The organism is Mycobacterium sp. ITM-2016-00317, assembly GCF_002968295.1.
Lineage (GTDB): Bacteria > Actinomycetota > Actinomycetes > Mycobacteriales > Mycobacteriaceae > Mycobacterium.
This window is the reverse complement of record NZ_CP134399.1, coordinates 2,107,313-2,125,291: the sequence shown is the minus strand read 5'-3', so window position 1 is coordinate 2,125,291 and position 17,979 is coordinate 2,107,313. Positions and strand designations below refer to the sequence as shown.

Annotated in this window: 15 protein-coding genes and 1 pseudogene; 1 reads left to right on the top strand and 15 read right to left on the bottom strand. The window is 69.9% G+C overall.

Going from position 1 to position 17,979, the window contains the following annotated elements; genetic code table 11:
- Positions 1 to 47 precede the first annotated feature (47 nt).
- The 3 genes from C6A87_RS10105 to ftsY form a co-directional block, all read right to left on the bottom strand.
- Positions 48 to 386 (bottom strand): P-II family nitrogen regulator, encoded by a 339-nt coding sequence (locus C6A87_RS10105; RefSeq protein ID WP_311117097.1) that lies wholly within the window; start codon positions 384 to 386, stop codon positions 48 to 50.
- Between the two features lie 33 nt (positions 387 to 419).
- Positions 420 to 1,772 carry an ammonium transporter gene (locus tag C6A87_RS10100; protein ID WP_311117878.1) on the bottom strand — a complete coding sequence of 451 codons (1,353 nt, stop codon included), beginning with the start codon at positions 1,770 to 1,772 and terminating at the stop codon, positions 420 to 422.
- Positions 1,773 to 1,990: 218 nt separating this feature from the next.
- Complete coding sequence (gene ftsY / locus C6A87_RS10095; protein WP_311117096.1) at positions 1,991 to 3,409, bottom strand: signal recognition particle-docking protein FtsY; 1,419 nt, start codon at positions 3,407 to 3,409, stop codon at positions 1,991 to 1,993.
- A 28-nt stretch (positions 3,410 to 3,437) separates the two neighbouring features.
- On the opposite strand from ftsY, the gene fni reads away from it, so the two are divergent.
- The gene (fni, locus tag C6A87_RS10090; RefSeq protein ID WP_311117095.1) at positions 3,438 to 4,466 is read left to right on the top strand and encodes a type 2 isopentenyl-diphosphate Delta-isomerase; all 1,029 of its coding nucleotides are present in this window, start codon (positions 3,438 to 3,440) and stop codon (positions 4,464 to 4,466) included.
- Positions 4,467 to 4,473: 7 nt separating this feature from the next.
- Here the strand turns inward: fni and smc are convergent, their stop codons facing one another.
- The 12 genes and pseudogenes from smc to C6A87_RS10030 all read right to left on the bottom strand — a co-directional run bounded on the left by smc (position 4,474) and on the right by C6A87_RS10030 (position 17,876).
- Positions 4,474 to 8,058 carry a chromosome segregation protein SMC gene (gene smc / locus C6A87_RS10085; protein ID WP_311117094.1) on the bottom strand — a complete coding sequence of 1,195 codons (3,585 nt, stop codon included), beginning with the start codon at positions 8,056 to 8,058 and terminating at the stop codon, positions 4,474 to 4,476.
- Positions 8,059 to 8,084: 26 nt separating this feature from the next.
- On the bottom strand, positions 8,085 to 8,369 hold the full coding sequence (locus tag C6A87_RS10080) for an acylphosphatase (RefSeq protein ID WP_311117093.1): 285 nt from the start codon (positions 8,367 to 8,369) through the stop codon (positions 8,085 to 8,087).
- Complete coding sequence (locus C6A87_RS10075) at positions 8,353 to 8,769, bottom strand: OsmC family protein (RefSeq protein ID WP_311117092.1); 417 nt, start codon at positions 8,767 to 8,769, stop codon at positions 8,353 to 8,355. The genes C6A87_RS10080 and C6A87_RS10075 overlap by 17 nt, the downstream gene beginning before the upstream one ends.
- Before the next feature lie 43 nt (positions 8,770 to 8,812).
- Complete coding sequence (gene mutM / locus C6A87_RS10070; protein WP_311117091.1) at positions 8,813 to 9,694, bottom strand: bifunctional DNA-formamidopyrimidine glycosylase/DNA-(apurinic or apyrimidinic site) lyase; 882 nt, start codon at positions 9,692 to 9,694, stop codon at positions 8,813 to 8,815.
- Positions 9,695 to 9,699: 5 nt separating this feature from the next.
- Positions 9,700 to 10,392 (bottom strand): ribonuclease III, encoded by a 693-nt coding sequence (rnc, locus tag C6A87_RS10065; protein WP_311117090.1) that lies wholly within the window; start codon positions 10,390 to 10,392, stop codon positions 9,700 to 9,702.
- Positions 10,389 to 11,003 (bottom strand): DUF177 domain-containing protein, encoded by a 615-nt coding sequence (locus C6A87_RS10060; RefSeq protein WP_311117089.1) that lies wholly within the window; start codon positions 11,001 to 11,003, stop codon positions 10,389 to 10,391. The genes rnc and C6A87_RS10060 overlap by 4 nt, the downstream gene beginning before the upstream one ends.
- 30 nt (positions 11,004 to 11,033) lie before the next feature.
- A complete protein-coding gene (gene sepIVA / locus C6A87_RS10055; protein ID WP_311117088.1) occupies positions 11,034 to 11,771 on the bottom strand; it encodes a cell division protein SepIVA in 738 nt (245 codons plus the stop codon).
- A gap of 255 nt (positions 11,772 to 12,026) precedes the next feature.
- The gene (locus C6A87_RS10050) at positions 12,027 to 12,593 is read right to left on the bottom strand and encodes a hemerythrin domain-containing protein (RefSeq protein WP_311117087.1); all 567 of its coding nucleotides are present in this window, start codon (positions 12,591 to 12,593) and stop codon (positions 12,027 to 12,029) included.
- Positions 12,594 to 12,675: 82 nt separating this feature from the next.
- Positions 12,676 to 13,157 (bottom strand): annotated as a pseudogene (coaD, locus tag C6A87_RS10045) (pantetheine-phosphate adenylyltransferase).
- Between the two features lie 11 nt (positions 13,158 to 13,168).
- Entirely contained in the window at positions 13,169 to 13,735 is a 567-nt protein-coding gene (gene rsmD / locus C6A87_RS10040; RefSeq protein ID WP_311117877.1) for a 16S rRNA (guanine(966)-N(2))-methyltransferase RsmD, read from the bottom strand.
- Positions 13,732 to 17,175, bottom strand: a complete 3,444-nt coding sequence (locus tag C6A87_RS10035) for a pyruvate carboxylase (RefSeq protein ID WP_311117876.1) — start codon at positions 17,173 to 17,175, stop codon at positions 13,732 to 13,734. Before C6A87_RS10035 ends, rsmD begins: the two co-directional genes overlap by 4 nt.
- A gap of 65 nt (positions 17,176 to 17,240) precedes the next feature.
- Positions 17,241 to 17,876, bottom strand: coding sequence for a vitamin K epoxide reductase family protein (locus tag C6A87_RS10030; protein ID WP_311117086.1), 636 nt, complete (start codon positions 17,874 to 17,876; stop codon positions 17,241 to 17,243).
- Positions 17,877 to 17,979: the final 103 nt, after the last annotated feature.

The window sequence follows — 17,979 nt, the reverse complement described above, 5'->3', positions numbered from 1 at the left end:
ACTCACACGACCAAACCGCCGGGAGACGACCACTCATTCCATGCGGATCAAAGGGCATCCGCCCCGCGTTCACCGGTGCGTACCCGCACCACCGCCTCGACCGGACTGACCCAGACCTTGCCGTCGCCGATCTTGCCGGTACGCGCGGCCTGGACGATCACGTCCACCACCTTGTCGACGGCGGAGTCGTCGACCACGACCTCCACCCGCACCTTCGGGACGAAATCGACCGAGTACTCCGCACCGCGGTAGACCTCGGTGTGGCCCTTCTGCCGGCCGTAGCCCTGAACCTCGCTGACGGTCATGCCGAGAATGCCTGTCTGCTCCAGACCGGTCTTGACATCTTCCAGCGTGAACGGCTTGACGATCGCGGTTATCAGCTTCATGTAGTTGATCCCTTCCGATGAAATTGTCGCCGGTCAGGCGAGCTCGTAAGCCGTTTCGGCATGTTCGGTCTCATCGATACCGGTGTCTTCGTCCTCCTTGGACACCCGCCAGCCCAGAGGCTTGACGATGAACGCGATGATGGCGGTCATGATTGCGGTGAAGACTACGGCAACGAGTGCGATGACGATCTGGACCACGAGCTGCTGAACGCCGCCGCCGTAGAAGAGACCGGTCTCGGTGGCCAGGAACCCGATGCCGATGGTGCCCCACAGGCCGGCGACGAGGTGCACGCCGACGACGTCGAGTGAATCGTCGTAACCGAACTTGTACTTCAGTGCGATCGCCAGTGCCGACAGCGTGCCGGCGACGGCCCCGAGGATCAGCGAACCGATCGCGCTGAGCGATCCACACGCGGGGGTGATCGCGACCAGGCCCGCGACGATGCCCGACGCGGCGCCCACACTGGTTGCGTGGCCGTCGCGGATGCGCTCCACCAGCAACCACGCCAGCATGGCGGCCGCGGTGGCGGCGGTGGTGTTCACCCACACCACACCGGCGAGCATGTCGGCCGCGCCCTCGGAGCCCACGTTGAAGCCGAACCAGCCGAACCACAGGATCGCCGCGCCCAGCATGACGAACGGGATGTTGTGCGGACGGTAGGGCGTGCGGCCGAAGCCGGTCCGCTTACCGAGCAGGATCGCCAGCACCAGCGCGGCCACACCGGCGTTGATGTGCACCACGGTGCCACCGGCGAAGTCGATCGGCGACACGTTGGCCGCGCCCTCGTCATCGAGACCGAACAGCTTGGCCGCGAGGCTGTCCTCCGAACCGGAGAGCAGGCCGCCACCCCAGACCATGTGTGCCAGAGGGAAGTACACGAGCGTCACCCAGATGCCGCCGAACACCAGCCAGGTGCCGAACTTCATGCGCTCGGCCACCGCACCACTGATCAGCGCCACGGTGATCACCGCGAAGGTGAGCTGGAAGCCGACCCAGACGATGGCGGGCACGGTGCCGAAACCGCCCAGCACGTAGGTGCTGATGCCGTCGACCTCGCGCACCTCGGTGAGCTGGCTGAGCCCGAACAGCGAGAACGGGTTGTCGAAGACGCCGAAGAAGTCGCTGTCGCCGGTGTGCGCCGACGCGAACGACATCGAGTAACCCCACAGCACGTAGATGACGCTGACGACACCGATGGAGCCGAAGGACATCATCATCATGTTCAGGACGGACTTCTGCCGGGACAGACCACCGTAGAAGAACGCCAGGCCCGGAGTCATGAACAACACCAGTGCGGCTGCCGTGAGCACCCACGCGGTGTCTCCGGCGCTCAGGCCCCCTTCCCCGAATGGCGCGAATTGGTCGTCTGGCAGGGCCAAGACCACGTCGTGTAAGCCGAATGCCACTTTGTGTGAACCTCCTTGGGTTGACGGCCGATCACGATCGGCCTCCCGAAGAGACTCTTTGGCAAGCGTTTCACCTGTGATTCTGTTGTGTTTCGCACACGTGAACGGACGCGCCGATGTCGTTACGCTCGTGTTTCATCAGGGCGGAACAGCAAAAATCAGCGACTGCCCCGAGGAATTCGCTGGCCGGTCGGCGCTCAGCCGAGCAACGCGTCGACGAACGCGGCGGGCTCGAACGGGGCCAGATCGTCGGGTCCCTCGCCGAGCCCCACCAGCTTCACCGGCACCCCGAGTTCCTGCTGCACCCGGAACACGATGCCGCCCTTGGCCGTCCCGTCCAGTTTGGTCAGCACCACCCCGGTGATGTCGACCACTTCGGCGAACACCCGGGCCTGCGGCAGGCTGTTCTGGCCGATCGTCGCGTCGAGCACCAGCAGCACCTCGTCGACGGAGGCGCGCTTACCGACCACGCGTTTGACCTTGCCCAGTTCGTCCATCAGGCCGGTCTTGGTGTGCAGCCGGCCCGCGGTGTCGATCACCACGACGTCCGCGCCTGAGGCGATGCCGGTGTCGACGGCGTCGAACGCCACCGACGCCGGGTCGGCGCCCTCGGGGCCGCGTACGACCTGCGCGCCCACCCGCGACGCCCAGGACTGCAGTTGGTCGGCCGCGGCGGCACGGAAGGTGTCGGCCGCCCCGAGCACGACGCGGCGGCCGTCGGCCACCAGCACCCGCGCCAGCTTGCCGACGGTCGTCGTCTTGCCGGTGCCGTTGACCCCCACCACCAGCAACACCGACGGCTTGTCGGCGTGCGGCAGGGCCTTGATCGAGCGGTCCAGGTCGGGGCGCAGCTCGGCGATCAGCACCTCCCGCAGCACCGCCCGCGCGTCGGCTTCGGTGCGCACCCCGCTGCTGGCCATCTTCTCCCGCAGCGACGCCACCACCGACTCGGTGACCACCGGGCCGAGGTCGGCGATCAGCAGGGTGTCCTCGACCTCTTCCCAGGAGTCCTCGTCGAGATCGCCGCCGCCCAGCAGCCCCAGCATGCTGCGGCCGAGCGCGTTCTGTGACTTCGACAGCCGGCCGCGCAGCCGGTCCAGCCGGCCTTCGGCGGGCGCGATGTCCTCGATCTGCGGGGCCGCGGGTGCGGCGGACACCGGGGCCGGCGCCTCGACGGGTGTCGGCGCCTCGACCGGCTCCGGCTCCAGGACGGGTTCCGGCGGCTCGACGGGCTCGACGACCGGCTCGACGACCGGTTGCTCGCGGACGGGTTCCTCGACGACCGGCTCCGGCGGCAGCACGGGCGGCTCGGGCAGCCTGACATCGGCGATGGGACGCTTGGGTGCGTCGCGGGGAATGGTGGCATCATCGCCGACGGCGGGTAGACCGCTGGTGTCTATGCGTTCGGGCGCCTTCGGCGGGGCCTGCACCGGCGTCGACTGGGCAAACGTGATGCCTGACGAGGCGGTATAGCCGCCGGAACGATCGACGGGAGTGGCAGTGTCTGGAGCCGACAACTTGATCCGGCGACGGCGGTACCGCACCAGCCCCACCACGAGTGCGACCAGCAGCAGGACGGCGATGACCGCGATGGCGATCCAGAGACCTTCACTCACCGCCCCATTGTGGCAGGGGACGTAACCGGTGACGTCCGACCCCGGGTCCGCCCTGCAGCACCGCAAGCGCCGGCACATCGACGTGTGCCTGACCGAAGCCGTCGACTACCAGACGGTGACCACCGGTCTGGAGCGGTTCCGGCTGCCCTACAACGCGCTGACCCAGACCGATCTCGACAGTGTCGACCTGAGCACCGAGTTCCTCGGCTGCCACTTGCGCGCCCCGGTGCTGATCGGCGCGATGACGGGTGGCGCGGCGCTGTCGGGAATCATCAACCGCAATCTGGCCGCCGCCGCGCAGCAACTGGGCATCGGGATGATGCTGGGCTCGCAGCGGGTGATGATCGACGACGCCGACGCGACCGCCAGCTTCGACGTCCGGGGCGTGGCGCCCGACGTGCTGCTGATCGGCAACATCGGACTCGCGCAGCTGCAGACGTCGATGACGCCCGGGCTGGCCGCCGCGCTGGACCGGGTGGGCGCCAACGGGCTGGCCGTGCACACCAACCCGCTGCAGGAAGCGATGCAGCACAACGGCGACACCGATTTCTCCGGCTCGATCGCGAGGCTGTGCGACGTGGCCGGTGAGATCGGCTATCCCGTCATGCTCAAGGAGGTCGGGCACGGCATCGGTGCGGCCGCCGCCGCACAGCTGGTGAACTGTCCGGTGGCCGCCGTCGACGTCGCCGGGGCCGGCGGCACGTCCTGGGCGCGCATCGAGCAGTTCGTCCGCTACGGGGAGGTGCGCTACCCCGCGCTCGCCGAGTGGGGCATCCCGACCGCCCAGGCACTGACCGAGGTGCGGCAACTCCTGCCCGACATGCCGCTGGTGGCCTCGGGCGGCATCCGCACCGGGATGGACGCGGCCAAGGCGCTCGCGATGGGCGCCCAGGTGGTGGCCATCGCCCGCCCGCTGCTCGCCCCTGCCGTGGAATCCGTTGACGCCGTGGTGGATTGGCTGCAGCGTTTCCTCGACGAGCTGCTGGTCTGCCTGCACGGCAGCGGGGCGTCCGACCTGGCCGCGCTGCGCGGGCTCGGCGTCACCGCCCTCACCTGAGGCGCGCTCAGGTCGGGCTGGTGACCAGTTCCTGCCCGCGCATCCGCTGCGAGATCACCGTGGTGATGCCGTCGCCGCGCATCGTCACGCCGTAGAGGGCGTCGGCGACCTCCATCGTGGGCTTCTGGTGCGTGATCACGATCAGCTGCGAACGCTCCCGCAACTGCTCGAACAGGCTGATCAGCCGCCGCAGGTTCACGTCGTCGAGCGCGGCCTCGACTTCGTCCATCACGTAGAACGGCGACGGCCTGGCCCGGAAGATCGCCACCAGCATCGCGACCGCGGTCAGTGACTTCTCGCCGCCGGACAGCAGCGACAGGCGCTTGATCTTCTTGCCCGGGGGCCGGGCCTCGACCTCGATGCCCGTGGTCAGCATGTCGGACGGGTCGGTCAGCAGCAGGCGGCCCTCGCCGCCGGGGAACAGCGTGTCGAACACCTGGGTGAATTCCCGCTCGACGTCCATGTAGGCCTCGGTGAAGACCTGCAGGATCCGCGAGTCCACGTCGGCGATCACGTCCAGCAGGTCCTTGCGGGCGGCCTTGACGTCCTCGAGCTGGGTGGACAGGAAGTTGTAGCGCTCCTCCAGCGCCGCGAACTCCTCCAGCGCAAGCGGATTGACCCGGCCCAGCTCCCGCAGCTCCTTCTCCGCGCGCTTGGCCCGGCGCTCCTGGGTGGACCGGTCGTAGGGCATCGGCGCGGGCGCGACCACCTGCTCACCGAGCTCCCGGGCCTGCTCGTACTCGGCCATCTCCAGTTCGGTGGGCGGCAACGCGACGTCGGGACCGTACTCGGCGACCAGGTCGGCCACCGCGATCCCGAACTGTTCGAGCACCTGCTGCTCGAGCTGCTCGATGCGCAGCGCGGCCTGGGCCTTGGCGACTTCGTCGCGGTGCAGGGCGTCGGTGAGCGCCGCGATCCGCGAGTTCAGTTCGTTGACCTCCTCGCGTGCCTTGGTCAGGGCGCCGGCCCGGACCTGCCGCTCGGCGGCGACCTCGTCGCGCACCTGCGACGCCACGGCCACCGCCTGGCTCAGCCGCTGCGCGACCAGACGGCCGGACTCCGCGACGGCGGCCGCCATCGTGGCGGCGTGCACGCGGGCCTCCCGGGCCCGTGCCGCCCGCGCCCTCGCCTCCCGTTCGGAGACGGCGGCGCGGCGCAGCGAATCTGCTTGTCCACGAACGGCATTGGCACGTTCTTCGGCGGTGCGCACGGCCAGCCGGGCTTCCACCTCCGCCGAGCGCGCCGCCTCGGCCGCAGCAGTGGACTCCGAGCGGTCCACCACCTCGACGTCGAACATGGGCTCCTGCTGGGCGAGGTGCAGACGCTGTTCCAGTTCGGTCAGTTCCTCGACCGTGCGGTTGCGCGCGGCCTCCAGCTCGTCGCGCTGCTGGATCAGGCGCTGCCACTCGTCGTCGGCGGCGCGAGCGTCCTGGCCGAGCCGGCCGAGCTGTTCATAGATCGACGAGATCGCGGCGTCGGACTCGTTCAGCGCGGCCAGCGCCTGTTCGGCGGCGTCCTGGCGGGCCGCCTGCTCGGCCAGCGCCCCCGACAGCGCCGCCGAGAGCTCCCCGACCTGCCGCTCGGCGGCGGCCAGCTCCGTGCGCGCCTTCTCCACCTCGGAGGTGATCTCCAGGGTGCTGGGTTTGCGATCGGAACCACCGCTGACCCAGCCGGCGCCCACCAGGTCGCCGTCGGCGGTCACCGCACGCAACTGCGGTTGCGCCGCAACGATTTCCAGCGCGCCGGCCAGATCGCCGACGACCGCCACACCGGCCAGCATCGCCGACACCGCGCCCTGGATCCGCGGGGCCGGGTCGACGAGGTCCACCGCCCAGACCGCGCCCGCGGGCAGTTGCCCTGTCAGCGACGGCTGCGCCGGCCAGTCCCCCAGCACGATGGCGGCCCGGCCGCCGTCGGCCTCTTTGAGCGCGGCCAGCGCGTCCTTCGCCGCCGCGGAGTTCTCGGCGGCCAGGGCGTCCGCCGCGGCGCCGAGGACGGCCGCGATCGCCGACTCGTGCCCGGGGCGGACCTTGACCAGATTGGCCAGAGAGTCGAAAAGTGCTGGGACGCCGTGGTTCTCCCGAAGCCAAGCGGCCCCGTCCTTGCGGTCCAGGCCGACCGACAGCGCGTCGATGCGGGCCTGCAGCGAGGCCACCTGACGTTCGGCGGCCCGCTCGGCGGCCTGCAGCTCGGCGACGCGTTCGTCGGCCAGGCGCAGCGCGGTGACCGTGCGGTCGTGGTGTTCGTCGAGACCGACCTCGCCGGCGTCGAGCTCACTGACCCGGCCCTGGACCATCTCGAACTCGGTCTGGGTCTGCTGGGCGCGGGCGGCGGCCTCGTCGATGTTGGCGGTCAGCCGCGCCACGGTCTCGTCGGCCGAGTCCACGCGGGAGCGCATCGTGTCGACCTGCCCGGACAACCGTGCGAGCCCCTCGCGACGGTCGGCCTCGGCACGTGCGGCGGCCATGTGGGCGCGCTCGGCTTCGGCCGCGGTCCGTTCGCGCTCGCCGAGTTCGTCGCGGGCGGCCTCCAGCCGGGCCTGGCATTCCGCCAGCTCCTCGAGGAGCTGCCGCTCCTGCTCGGCGACGGCGTCGGCCCGGGCTTCGAGCTCGTCGGGGTCGGGACCGGCCGAGAAGTCCGGCTCGGCATCCAGGTGCTGTGCCCGCTCGGCGGCGATGCGCACGGTCGCGCCCACCCGCTCGGCCAGCGCCGAGAGCCGGAACCAGCGCTGCTGGGCCGCGTCGGCGCGCTCGCTGAGGTCCTCCACGGCGCTCTCGTGGGCGTCGAGTTCGAGGGACCTGGCCTGCAGTCGCTCGCTGAGCTCCTCGTGTTCGCGGCGCAGCGCGGTCTCGGCCTGGTTGGTGTCGTCGAACTCGGCCTTGCGGGTGACCAGGTCGTCGGCGGCCAGCCGCAATCGGGCGTCACGCAGGTCGGCCTGGATGGTCTGCGCGCGGCGGGCCATCTCGGCTTGGCGGCCCAGCGGTTTGAGCTGGCGGCGCAGTTCGGTGGTCAGATCGGTCAGCCGCGCCAGGTTCGCCGACATCGAGTCCAGCTTGCGGACCGCCTTCTCCTTGCGCTTGCGGTGCTTGAGGACGCCCGCGGCCTCCTCGATGAACGCGCGGCGGTCCTCGGGGCGGGACTCCAGGATCTCCGCGAGCTTGCCCTGCCCGACGATGACGTGCATCTCGCGTCCGATGCCGGAATCGCTGAGCAGCTCCTGCACATCGGCCAAACGGCAACGGCTGCCGTTGATCTCGTACTCGCCGGCGCCGTCGCGGAACATCCGGCGGGTGATCGAGACCTCGGAGTACTCGATCGGCAGCGCGTTGTCGGAGTTGTCGATGGTCAGCGTCACCTCGGCGCGGCCCAGTGGCGCGCGCGACGAGGTGCCGGCGAAGATGACGTCCTCCATCTTGCCGCCGCGCAGCGTCTTGGCGCCCTGCTCCCCCATCACCCAGGTGAGCGCGTCGACCACGTTCGATTTGCCCGAACCGTTCGGGCCGACCACGCAGGTGATGCCGGGTTCGAAGCGCAGAGTCGTCGGCGAGGCGAAGGACTTGAAGCCCTTCAGCGTCAGACTCTTCAGATGCATGACGCGTTACCCTACCGCCGCGGACCTCACCGCTCGGTGAAGCCCGCGATCGCGTCGGCGGGCGCTCCCCAGTCCGCGATGACCTTGTCCACCTGACCCGGGGTGTCACCGCCGCTGAGCAGGGCAAGGAGTCGCTCGCAGGCGTCCCGCGGACCCTGGGCGACCACCTGCACCCGGCCGTCGGGTCTGTTCGCGGCGAACCCGGTGAGCCCCAGTTCGAGCGCGCGGGACCGCGTCCACCAGCGGAAACCCACCCCCTGGACCTGCCCGTGCACCCAGGCGGTCAGGCGGACATCATTCTCGTCCAACATCTTTCACCTCAAACGTCACTTCAGTACCACTCTTCAATGTCCGCCCCACCGTGCACACCTGGTCGATCGCACGCTCCACCACGGTGAGCAGCCGGGTCAGCTCGTCGCCCGACAGCGCCGACAGGTCGACCTCCAGGGACTCCTGCAACAGCGGGTAACGCTCCTGCTCGCGGTCGGCCGGCCCCGACACCCGGATGGTGGCCGCGTAGTCGTCCCCGAGCCGGCGCCGCAGCGGCTGGTCGCTGGACATCCCACTGCAGGCGGCCAGCGCGATCTTCATCAGCTCGCCCGGCGTGAAGACGCCCTCGACGTCCTCGGAGCCCACCAGCACCTCGGCGCCCCGCGTGCTTCGGCCCGTATAACGGCGCACACCGGTGCGCTCCACCCACAGTTCAGTCACGGGTCATTTCTACAACGTCCCGCGGAATAGCATTGCTGGGGAACTAGGTGCGGGGGCGGGGCTGGCAGCGCGGGCAGTAGTACGACGAGCGGTTCATGAACTTCTCCCGCCGGATGATCGCGCCGCACCGCCGGCACGGCTCACCCTCGCGGCCGTACGCGTCCAGCGACCGGTCGAAGTAGCCGGACTCCCCGTTGACGTTGACATAGAGCGAGTCGAACGACGTGCCGCCCTGGGCCAGCGCGTCGGTCATCACCGCCGCGGCCGCGTCCAGCAGTTCGGCGAGCTTGGCCCGCGACACCCCCGAGGCCGGCCTGGCACCGTTGATCTTGGCCCGCCACAGAGACTCGTCGGCGTAGATGTTGCCGATTCCCGACACCACGGTCTGGTCGAGGAGCAGGCGCTTGATCTCGGAGTGCTTGCCCCGCAACACCTTCACCACCGCGTCGCGGTCGAAGAGCGGGTCCAGCGGATCCCGGGCGATGTGCGCGACCGGCACCGGCACCGCGCTGCCGTCGACATCGACGAGGTCGGTGATCATCCAGCCACCGAAGGTGCGCTGGTCGACGAAACTCAGCGTGGTGCCGTCGTCGAGCAGCGCCGCGATGCGCAGGTGGTTCTCGTTGGGCACCTGACCCAGCAGCATCTGGCCGCTCATCCCCAGGTGCACGACCAGCGCCGTGTCAGATTCTCTTCGCGCAAGCCGCTCATCGGCACCATCGTCCAGGGTCAGCCACAGGTACTTTCCCCGCCGGCCTGTCCCGGTGATGGTGGTGTCGAGGAGCCGGGCGGTCAGGTCGGCGGGTCCGGCTTCGTGCCGGCGCACGGCGCGCGGGTGGTGCACCCGCACCGCGGCGATCCTCTTGCCCGTGACGTGCTGGGCCAGCCCGCGCCGGACGACCTCCACCTCGGGAAGTTCAGGCATCGCGGTCAGTCACCGGTGAGAGCGTGCCAGGCGGCCGCGGCGGCCTTGAGCTCGGCTTCCTTCTTGGTCCGGCCCACGCCGCGGCCGTAGTCGCGCTCCCCGACCACGACGATCGCGGTGAACTCTTTGTCATGATCGGGCCCGGTGGAGGTGACGACGTAGGCCGGCACCCCGAGTCCCTGCGACGCGGTCAGTTCCTGCAGGGAGCTCTTCCAGTCCAGCCCCGCGCCGAGGGTCGGCGCGGTGTCGAGCAGCCCGGCGAACAGCCGCAGGATCACCTCGCGCGCCTCGTTCACGCCGTGTTCGAGATAGATTGCGCCCAAAAGGGATTCGACACCGTCAGCCAGGATGCTGGACTTGTCGGCGCCTCCGGAGGCCTCCTCGCCCTTGCCGAGCAACAGATAGGCCCCCAGACCGTGTTCGGTCAGGTTGCGCCCGACGTCGGCCAGCGCCTGGGTGTTGACGATGCTGGCCCGCAGTTTGGCCAGATCTCCTTCGGAGCGGTCCGGGTGGCGGTGGTAGAGCTCTTCGGTGATGGTCAGCCCGAGCACCGAATCGCCGAGGAACTCCAGGCGCTCGTTGGTGGGCACGCCGCCGTTCTCGTAGGAGTAGCTGCGGTGGGTGAGGGCCATGGTCAGCAGCTCGCCGGGCAGTTCGACGCCGAGGGCCTCGAGCAGAAGCCCGCGGTCGGCCGTCACGAGTCGTCTCCGGTGCTCGGCCCGTCCGGTTCGGCGTCCTGGTCGCGCAGCTGGGCCAGCTTGGCCCATCGCGGGTCGATCTGATCATGGTGGTGGCCGGGTTCGGCGTCGGCCAACCGGACTCCGCACTCCAGGCACAACCCCTGGCAGTCCGGGGTGCAGACCGGGGAGAACGGCAGCGCCAGACCGACGGCGTCGGTGATCGGCTGCTGCAGGTCGATGGTCTCGGACCCCCGGTCGCGTCCGACCCGCGGGATCTCGTCGGCCTCGGTGGTCTCCTCGGTGGTGCTGTCGGGGTACGCGTACAGCTCGGTCAGTTCGATCTCGACCTCGCCGGTGATCGGGGTCAGGCACCGGGCGCACTCGCCGGAGGTCGGCGCCACCACGGTGCCGGTGACCAGCACGCCTTCGGACACCGATTGCAGGACGAGGTCCAGGTGCAGCGGGGCCCCTTCGGGCACGGCGATGAGCTCCAGGCCCATCCGGGCCGGGCTGGGCACCGTCTCGTCGACGGTGATCATCGAGCCCGGTCGCCGGCCGAGTCGGGAGATATCGATTACCAGCGGCGACCGTGAACCTCGGTGCGCCGCCGCATTGACGTGCGTCGCCATCCCCGTATCGTACGGTGGCCCGCCGCCGGACTACCGGGCCGCGTAGTCGTGAGTGCCCGCAGCGGTGCGCAGCTGATGACGGCCACGGCCCACCGAGCGCAGCGTGCCGTTGAGGAAATCCTCGAATTCGGCGAGCTTGCTGTCGACGTAGATGTCGCATTCGCCACGCAACCGGTCGGCCTCCGCGTGCGCGGAGTCGATCATCCGGGTCGCCTCGGCGGTGGCGGTGGCGACCACCTCGGTCTGCGAGACCAGGCGCTGCTGCTCCTTGATCCCCTCCTGCACCGCCTTCTCGTAAGCCAGGTTGCCGCTCTCGATCAGCCGGTCGGCCTCAGACTTGGCGCGCCCGGTGCTGGCCTCGTATTCGCGCTTGGCCGTGGCGGCGAGGCGGGCGGCCTCCTCCCGCGCCTCGCCGACCATGCGCTCGCTGTGCTGGCGCGCCTCGGCGACCATGCGGTCGGCCTGGGATTTCGCGTCGGCCAGCAGCCGGTCGGCCTCTGCCCTGGCGTGGTTGACCATCGAGTCGGCTTCGGCGTTGGCGCTGGACACGGTGGAGTCGGCATGCTCCTTGGCCTCCCGCAGCAGGGAGTCACGGGCGTCCAGCACGTCCTGCGCATCGTCGAGCTCACCCGGGATGGCGTCCTTGATGTCGTCGATCAACTCCAGGACGTCGCCGCGCGGCACCACGCAGCCTGCCGTCATCGGCACACCGCGGGCTTCTTCGACGATCGCACCCAATTCATCGAGAGCTTCGAACACTCGGTACACGGCGACACCCTCCAGGCGTAGTTGTTAGTGACCAGTGTGCCTGGTGTTACGCGTGTGACTGGGCTTCCGTCGCGGTGTGTCGCGTTACGAGTCGCGGCCAGGCTCGACCGGCATCCGTGGGTTGGATTATGTCAAGACGGCGGCGAGCCGCCCAGGCCAGCACGGCGGCGAGCCGCCCAGGCAGCACGGCGGCGAGCCGCCCCAGGACAGTGCAGCGGCGAGCCGCCCAGGCCAGTGCAGCGGCGGGCGGCTACCTCAGCGCAGTGCCGCGCCGATCGCGTCCCGCGCGCGGTCCAGCATGGACGCGAACGGGCCGACCGCGAAGTTGAGCTTGGCGGACTCGACTCCGGGGTGCGGGCGGGTCGGCGCGGTGGCCTCGGCCGCCCGCACCGCTCCGGCGAGGCTCTTGAGCTCGTCGGCGTCGAGTTCGCGCTTGAGCTTGGGGAACTCCTCGGTCTCCTCGTGCTCGGCGTGTTCGAGCACAGCGTCGCGGAACTCGGTCAGCGCGGTGAGGAACTCCTCGGACCCGATGTCCAAGTTCTCCAACGCGACCAGCTGCTCCTTGGCGGCATGCTCCTCGCGCAGGCGCGCGTCGACGATCTCGTCGCCGGACTCCACCTCGCGCCGGACCCTCGGATGGACCACCATCTCCTCGGCGGTCTCGTGCACCGCAAGCAACTGGCGCAGATCGGTGAACGCCTTTTCGCGCGCCTTGTCCTCGGACGCCAGCAGCACATCGTCGAACATGTCTTTGATCAGGTTGTGCTGATCCCTGAGAAACGCGACGACATCATCGGTGGATTGAACGAATGTCTCGGGCACGGTCGGCACCTCCGGGGGCGGGCTGCAGGAATACGGCGCGGGGCTGCGCGCCGTGCCCTGTGCTTACCCCCACCCGCACGCCTCAACCGCGTTCGGCGAGCTTGGCCTTCAACCGCGCGTTCACCGGGCCGGCAACAGGTCGGAGACGTCGCCACCGAGCAACGCGACTTCCTTGGCCAGCGACGAGGACACGAACGAGTACTGCGGCGTGGTCGCGACGAAGAACGTGTCAACGCCGGCGACGTGCCGGTTCATCTGCGCCATCTGTAGCTCGTACTCGAAGTCGGTGCCGGTGCGCAGTCCCTTGACGATCGCGGTCAGCCCGCGTTCCCTGACGAAGTCCACGATCAGGCCCCGGCCGGACTCCACCCGCAGATTCGGCAGGTGGGCGGTCGACTCCTCGATCAGCGCGATCCGCTCGTCGTGGGTGAAAAGGCCGGTCTTGTTCGGGTTGACCATCACCGCGACGACGACCTCGTCGAACTGCGCCGCGGCGCGCTCGAAGACGTCGATGTGACCGAGGGTCACCGGATCGAAGGATCCCGGGCACACCGCTCCGCTCATGACGGTCGACGCTAGCAGCGTTCGGCGAACTCGACGCGGGTGTCCCCGTAGCGGCGCGACCGCCACGCCGACCACCCGTCAGCCCAGTCGGTCTCGGGCGCGGAGGCGGGCCGTTCCAGCACCATCACGGTGCCCGGTGCGGTCCAGCCGCCCTCGGTCAGCGCGGCGACCACGGCGTCGATCTGCGCGGCGTCCAGTTCGTAGGGCGGGTCGGCCAGCACCAGGCCCACCGGCCTGGACGCACCACCGGCAAGCACCGCGGTGACCGCGCCGCGGCGCACGGCCGCGTCGCGCGCACCCAGGGTGGCGATGTTGCGTTCGATCACCGCCGCGGCCCGCGCGTCGGACTCGACGAACACCGCCGACGCGGCACCGCGCGACAACGCCTCGAGACCCAGTGCGCCCGAACCGGCGTACAGATCGAGCACCCGCAGCCCGTCGAAGTCGACGCGCGCGCTCAGCACGTTGAACAACGACTCGCGCACCCGATCCGTGGTGGGCCGCGTGCCGCGTCCGGAACGCTGCTGCGGCACCGTGATCCGGCGCCCGCCGAAGATTCCGGCGACGATCCGGGTCAGGACGGTCCCCCGGCCGCGTCGCTGTCCGCTGCGGGCGGGCGGTGCCCGCCGCCGGCCGAACCGATCACTGCCAGCAGGTCCCCGCCCTCGACCTGCGCGGTGGCCGACACCGCGACGCGTTGCACCGTGCCCGCCTTCGGCGCGGTGATCGCGGCCTCCATCTTCATCGCCTCGATGGTCGCGATGGTCTCGCCCGCCTCGACCGTGTCGCCCTCGTCGACGCTGACGGTGACCACCCCGGCGAACGGCGCGGCCACGTGGTCCGAGTTGGTCCGGTCGGCCTTCTCGGCGACGGGCACGTCGCTGGCGATGCTGCGGTCGCGGACCACCACGGGACGCAGCTGCCCGTTGATGATGCACATCACGGTGCGCATGCCCCGCTCGTCGGCGTCGGAGACCGCCTCCAGCCCGATGAGCAGCTGGACGCCGCGCTCCAGGGTGACGCGGTGTTCGTCGCCGTGCCGCAGCCCGTAGAAGAACTGGTTGGCCGACAGACTCGAGGTGTCCCCGTAGAGCTCCCGGTGGGCCTCGAATTCCTTTGTCGGACCGGGAAACAGCAGCCGGTTCAGCGTCGCCTGACGTTCCGGTCCCGCCACGGCCAGCGCGCGGGTGTCTTCGGGGCTCAGCTCGGCAGGCGGCTTGGCCGGAGCGCGGCCCGCCAGCGCCTTGGACCTCAGCGGCTCGGGCCAGCCGCCGGGCGGATCGCCCAGCTCGCCGCGGAGGAACCCGATCACCGAGTCCGGGATGTCGAAACGTGCCGGGTCCTCGGCGAATTCGTCGGCCGACACCCCGGCGCCGACCAGCGCCAGGGCCAGGTCGCCGACGACCTTCGATGACGGGGTGACCTTGACCAGCCGGCCCAGGATCCGGTCTGCCGCCGCGTAACTGGCCTCGATCTCCTCGAACCGGTCGCCCAGGCCCAGCGCGATCGCCTGCTGGCGCAGGTTGGACAACTGCCCGCCCGGGATCTCGTGGTGGTAGACCCGGCCGGTCGGGGCCGGCAGCCCAGACTCGAACGGCGAGTACACCTTTCGCAACGCCTCCCAGTACGGCTCCAGGTCGCACACCGCAGGCAGCGACAGGCCGGTGTCGTACTCGGTGTGCGCGGTGGCCGCCACGATCGAGCTCAGCGCGGGCTGACTCGTCGTCCCGGCCAGCGGCGCCGACGCGCCGTCGACCGCGCTGGCCCCGGCCTGCCAGGCCGCCAAGTAGGTGGCGAGCTGGCCGCCCGGCGTGTCGTGGGTGTGCACGTGCACGGGCAGGTCGAAACGGCTGCGCAGCGCGCCGACCAGCTTGGCGGCCGCCTGCGGGCGCAGCAGACCCGCCATGTCCTTGATGGCGAGCACGTGTGCTCCCGCGTCGACGATCTGCTCGGCGAGCTTGAGGTAGTAGTCCAGCGTGTAGAGGTTCTCCGCCGGATCGGACAGGTCGCCGGTGTAGGACATCGCGACCTCGGCCACGGACGTGCCGGTCTCGCGGACCGCGTCGATCGCCGGGCGCATCGATTCGACGTTGTTGAGCGCGTCGAAGATCCGGTAGATGTCGATGCCGGTGGCGGTGGCCTCCTGGATGAACGCGTGGGTGACCGAGTCCGGGTACGGCGTGTAGCCCACCGTGTTGCGGCCCCGCAGCAGCATCTGCAGGCAGATGTTGGGCACAGCCTCACGCAGGGCGGCCAGTCGCTCCCACGGATCCTCCTTGAGGAACCGCAGCGCGACGTCGTAGGTGGCGCCACCCCAGCACTCGATCGAGAGCAACTGCGGGGTCATCCGGGCGATGTAGGGCGCGACCATCAGCAGACCGGAGGTGCGGATCCTGGTGGCCAGCAACGACTGATGGGCGTCACGGAACGTGGTGTCGGTGACGCCGACCGCCTTGGACTCGCGCATCCAGCGCGCGAACGCCTCGGGCCCGACCTCAGTCAGCAGGTGCTTGCTGCCGCGCGGGGGCATCGTGTCGAGGTCGATCTCGGGCAGCTTGTCGTGCGGGTACACCGTCGACGGGCGCGGTCCGTGCGGCTGGTTGACCGTGACCTCGGCCAGGTAGTTCAGGATCTTGGTGCCGCGGTCGGCCGGCGAACGCGCGGTCAGCAGGTAGGGCCGCTCGTCGATGAACGACGTGGTGATCTTGCCGCTGCGGAAGTCCGGATCGTCGATGACCGCCTGCAGGAACGGGATGTTCGTGGAGACCCCACGCACCCGGAACTCCGCCAGCGCGCGATGTGCGCGCGCCACCGCGGTGTCGAAATCCCTGCCGCGGCAGGTCAGTTTGACGAGCATGGAATCGAAGTGGGCGCCGATCTCGCCGCCGAGCACGGCGCCGCCGTCCAGCCGGATGCCTGCGCCGCCGGGCGAGCGGTAGGCGGTGATGCGCCCGGTGTCGGGCCGGAAGCCGTTGGCGGGATCCTCGGTGGTGATCCGGCACTGCAGCGCGAATCCCCTTGGTGCGGTCAGCGTCTCCTGGCTGAGCCCGAGATCATCGAGCGTCTCCCCCGCCGCGATCCGCAGCTGACTGGAGACCAGGTCGACGTCGGTGATCTCCTCGGTGACGGTGTGCTCGACCTGGATTCGCGGATTGCACTCGATGAACACGTGGTGGCCGCGCTCGTCGAGCAGGAACTCCACCGTGCCTGCGCACGTGTAGTCGATCTCGCGGGCGAACGCCACCGCGTCGGCGCAGATCCTCTGCCGCAACTCCTCGGGCAGGTTCGGGGCGGGCGCGAGCTCGATGACCTTCTGATGGCGGCGCTGCACGCTGCAGTCTCGTTCGAACAGGTGCATCACCTGGCCGGTGCGGTCGGCGAGGATCTGCACCTCGATGTGGCGGGGGTTGAGCACCGCCTGTTCCAGGTAGACCTCGGGGTCCCCGAACGCCGACTCCGCCTCGCGGCTGGCCGCTTCCACCGCCTCGGCCAGCGCGTCGCGGTCGGCGACCCGACGCATGCCGCGGCCCCCGCCGCCGGACACCGCCTTGACGAACAGCGGGAACTCCATGCCGTCGGCGGCCGCGACGAGTTCCTCGACCGATGCCGACGGCGCCGACGACGCCAGGACCGGCAGGCCCGCTTCCCGGGCGGCCTGGATGGCGCGCGCCTTGTTGCCGGTGAGCTCCAGCACAGCGGCGCTGGGACCGACGAACGTGATGCCGGCCGCGGCGCACGAGGCGGCCAGTTCCGGGTTCTCCGAAAGGAATCCGTAACCCGGGTACACCGCGTCGCATCCGGCCGCGACAGCCACCCGGATGATCTCGTCGACGGACAGGTAGGCCCGGACGGGGTGTCCGACCTCACCGATCTGGTAGGACTCGTCGGCCTTCAGCCGGTGCAGGGAATTGCGATCCTCGTACGGATAGACCGCGACGGTCGCGATGCCCATCTCGTAGGCCGCGCGGAACGCGCGGATCGCGATTTCACCGCGGTTGGCGACAAGGACTTTGGTGATCTGACCGGCCACGGTTCACCTTAACCTCGCGGCGAGGTCTCACCGCAGCCGGTTACCGACTCCGATCAGAACAGCGTGGACCAGTAGTTCCAGAACCGCTCGAGGATCAGCAGCAGCACGGCGGTGAACCACAACGTCACCAGCGACCAGCGCCAGGTGTGCAGGGTCCGGATCACGGCGTTGCCGCTGTGTTGGGGCTGGACCGCGATGGACGTCACGACCACCAGCAGCGGGATCGTCACCGCCCAGACCACCATGCAGTAGGGGCACAGCGCACCGATGCGGTACAGACTCTGGAAGATCAGCCAGTGCACCAGCACGGTGCCCGCCAGCGTGCCGATGGCCAGTCCGGCCCAGTACCAGCGCGGCAGGTTCACCCTGGCCAGCGCCAGCACGCCGGTGACGACCACGACGGTGAACCCGACGATGCCCAGCAGCGGGTTCGGGAAGCCGAACAGCGAGGCCTGCGGGGTGATCATCACCGAACCGCACGACAGCACCGGGTTGAGGCTGCAGGACGGGATGTAGTTCGGGTCGATGAGAAGCGCGATCTTCTCGATGGTGAGCGCCAGGGCCGCCGCGAGCCCGGCGACACCGGCGAGGAGCACCCACAGCGCGCTGCTCCGCCGAACCTCGACCTGCGCCGGCTGGTGCGGCGACGGATCGAGGTCTTCGACGGGGCCGGCTGTGGTCACGGTCATGACGCCGGGGCGGGCTGGGGTGCGGGCGGTCCGGCTCCAGCCCGGGCACGTCGCCGACGATGTCCCTGATCTTGGCGACCAGCGCGTCGGGGGTGGTGTATTG

Excerpts from the sequence above, each read along its gene's own strand:
- C6A87_RS10105 (WP_311117097.1), bottom strand. The coding sequence starts at position 386 with ATGAAGCTGATAACCGCGATCGTCAAGCCGTTCACGCTGGAAGATGTC.
- smc (WP_311117094.1), bottom strand. The coding sequence starts at position 8,058 with ATGCATCTGAAGAGTCTGACGCTGAAGGGCTTCAAGTCCTTCGCCTCG.
- C6A87_RS10080 (WP_311117093.1), bottom strand. The coding sequence starts at position 8,369 with ATGTTGGACGAGAATGATGTCCGCCTGACCGCCTGGGTGCACGGGCAG.
- mutM (WP_311117091.1), bottom strand. The coding sequence starts at position 9,694 with ATGCCTGAACTTCCCGAGGTGGAGGTCGTCCGGCGCGGGCTGGCCCAG.
- C6A87_RS10060 (WP_311117089.1), bottom strand. The coding sequence starts at position 11,003 with ATGGCGACGCACGTCAATGCGGCGGCGCACCGAGGTTCACGGTCGCCG.
- C6A87_RS10030 (WP_311117086.1), bottom strand. The coding sequence starts at position 17,876 with ATGACCGTGACCACAGCCGGCCCCGTCGAAGACCTCGATCCGTCGCCG.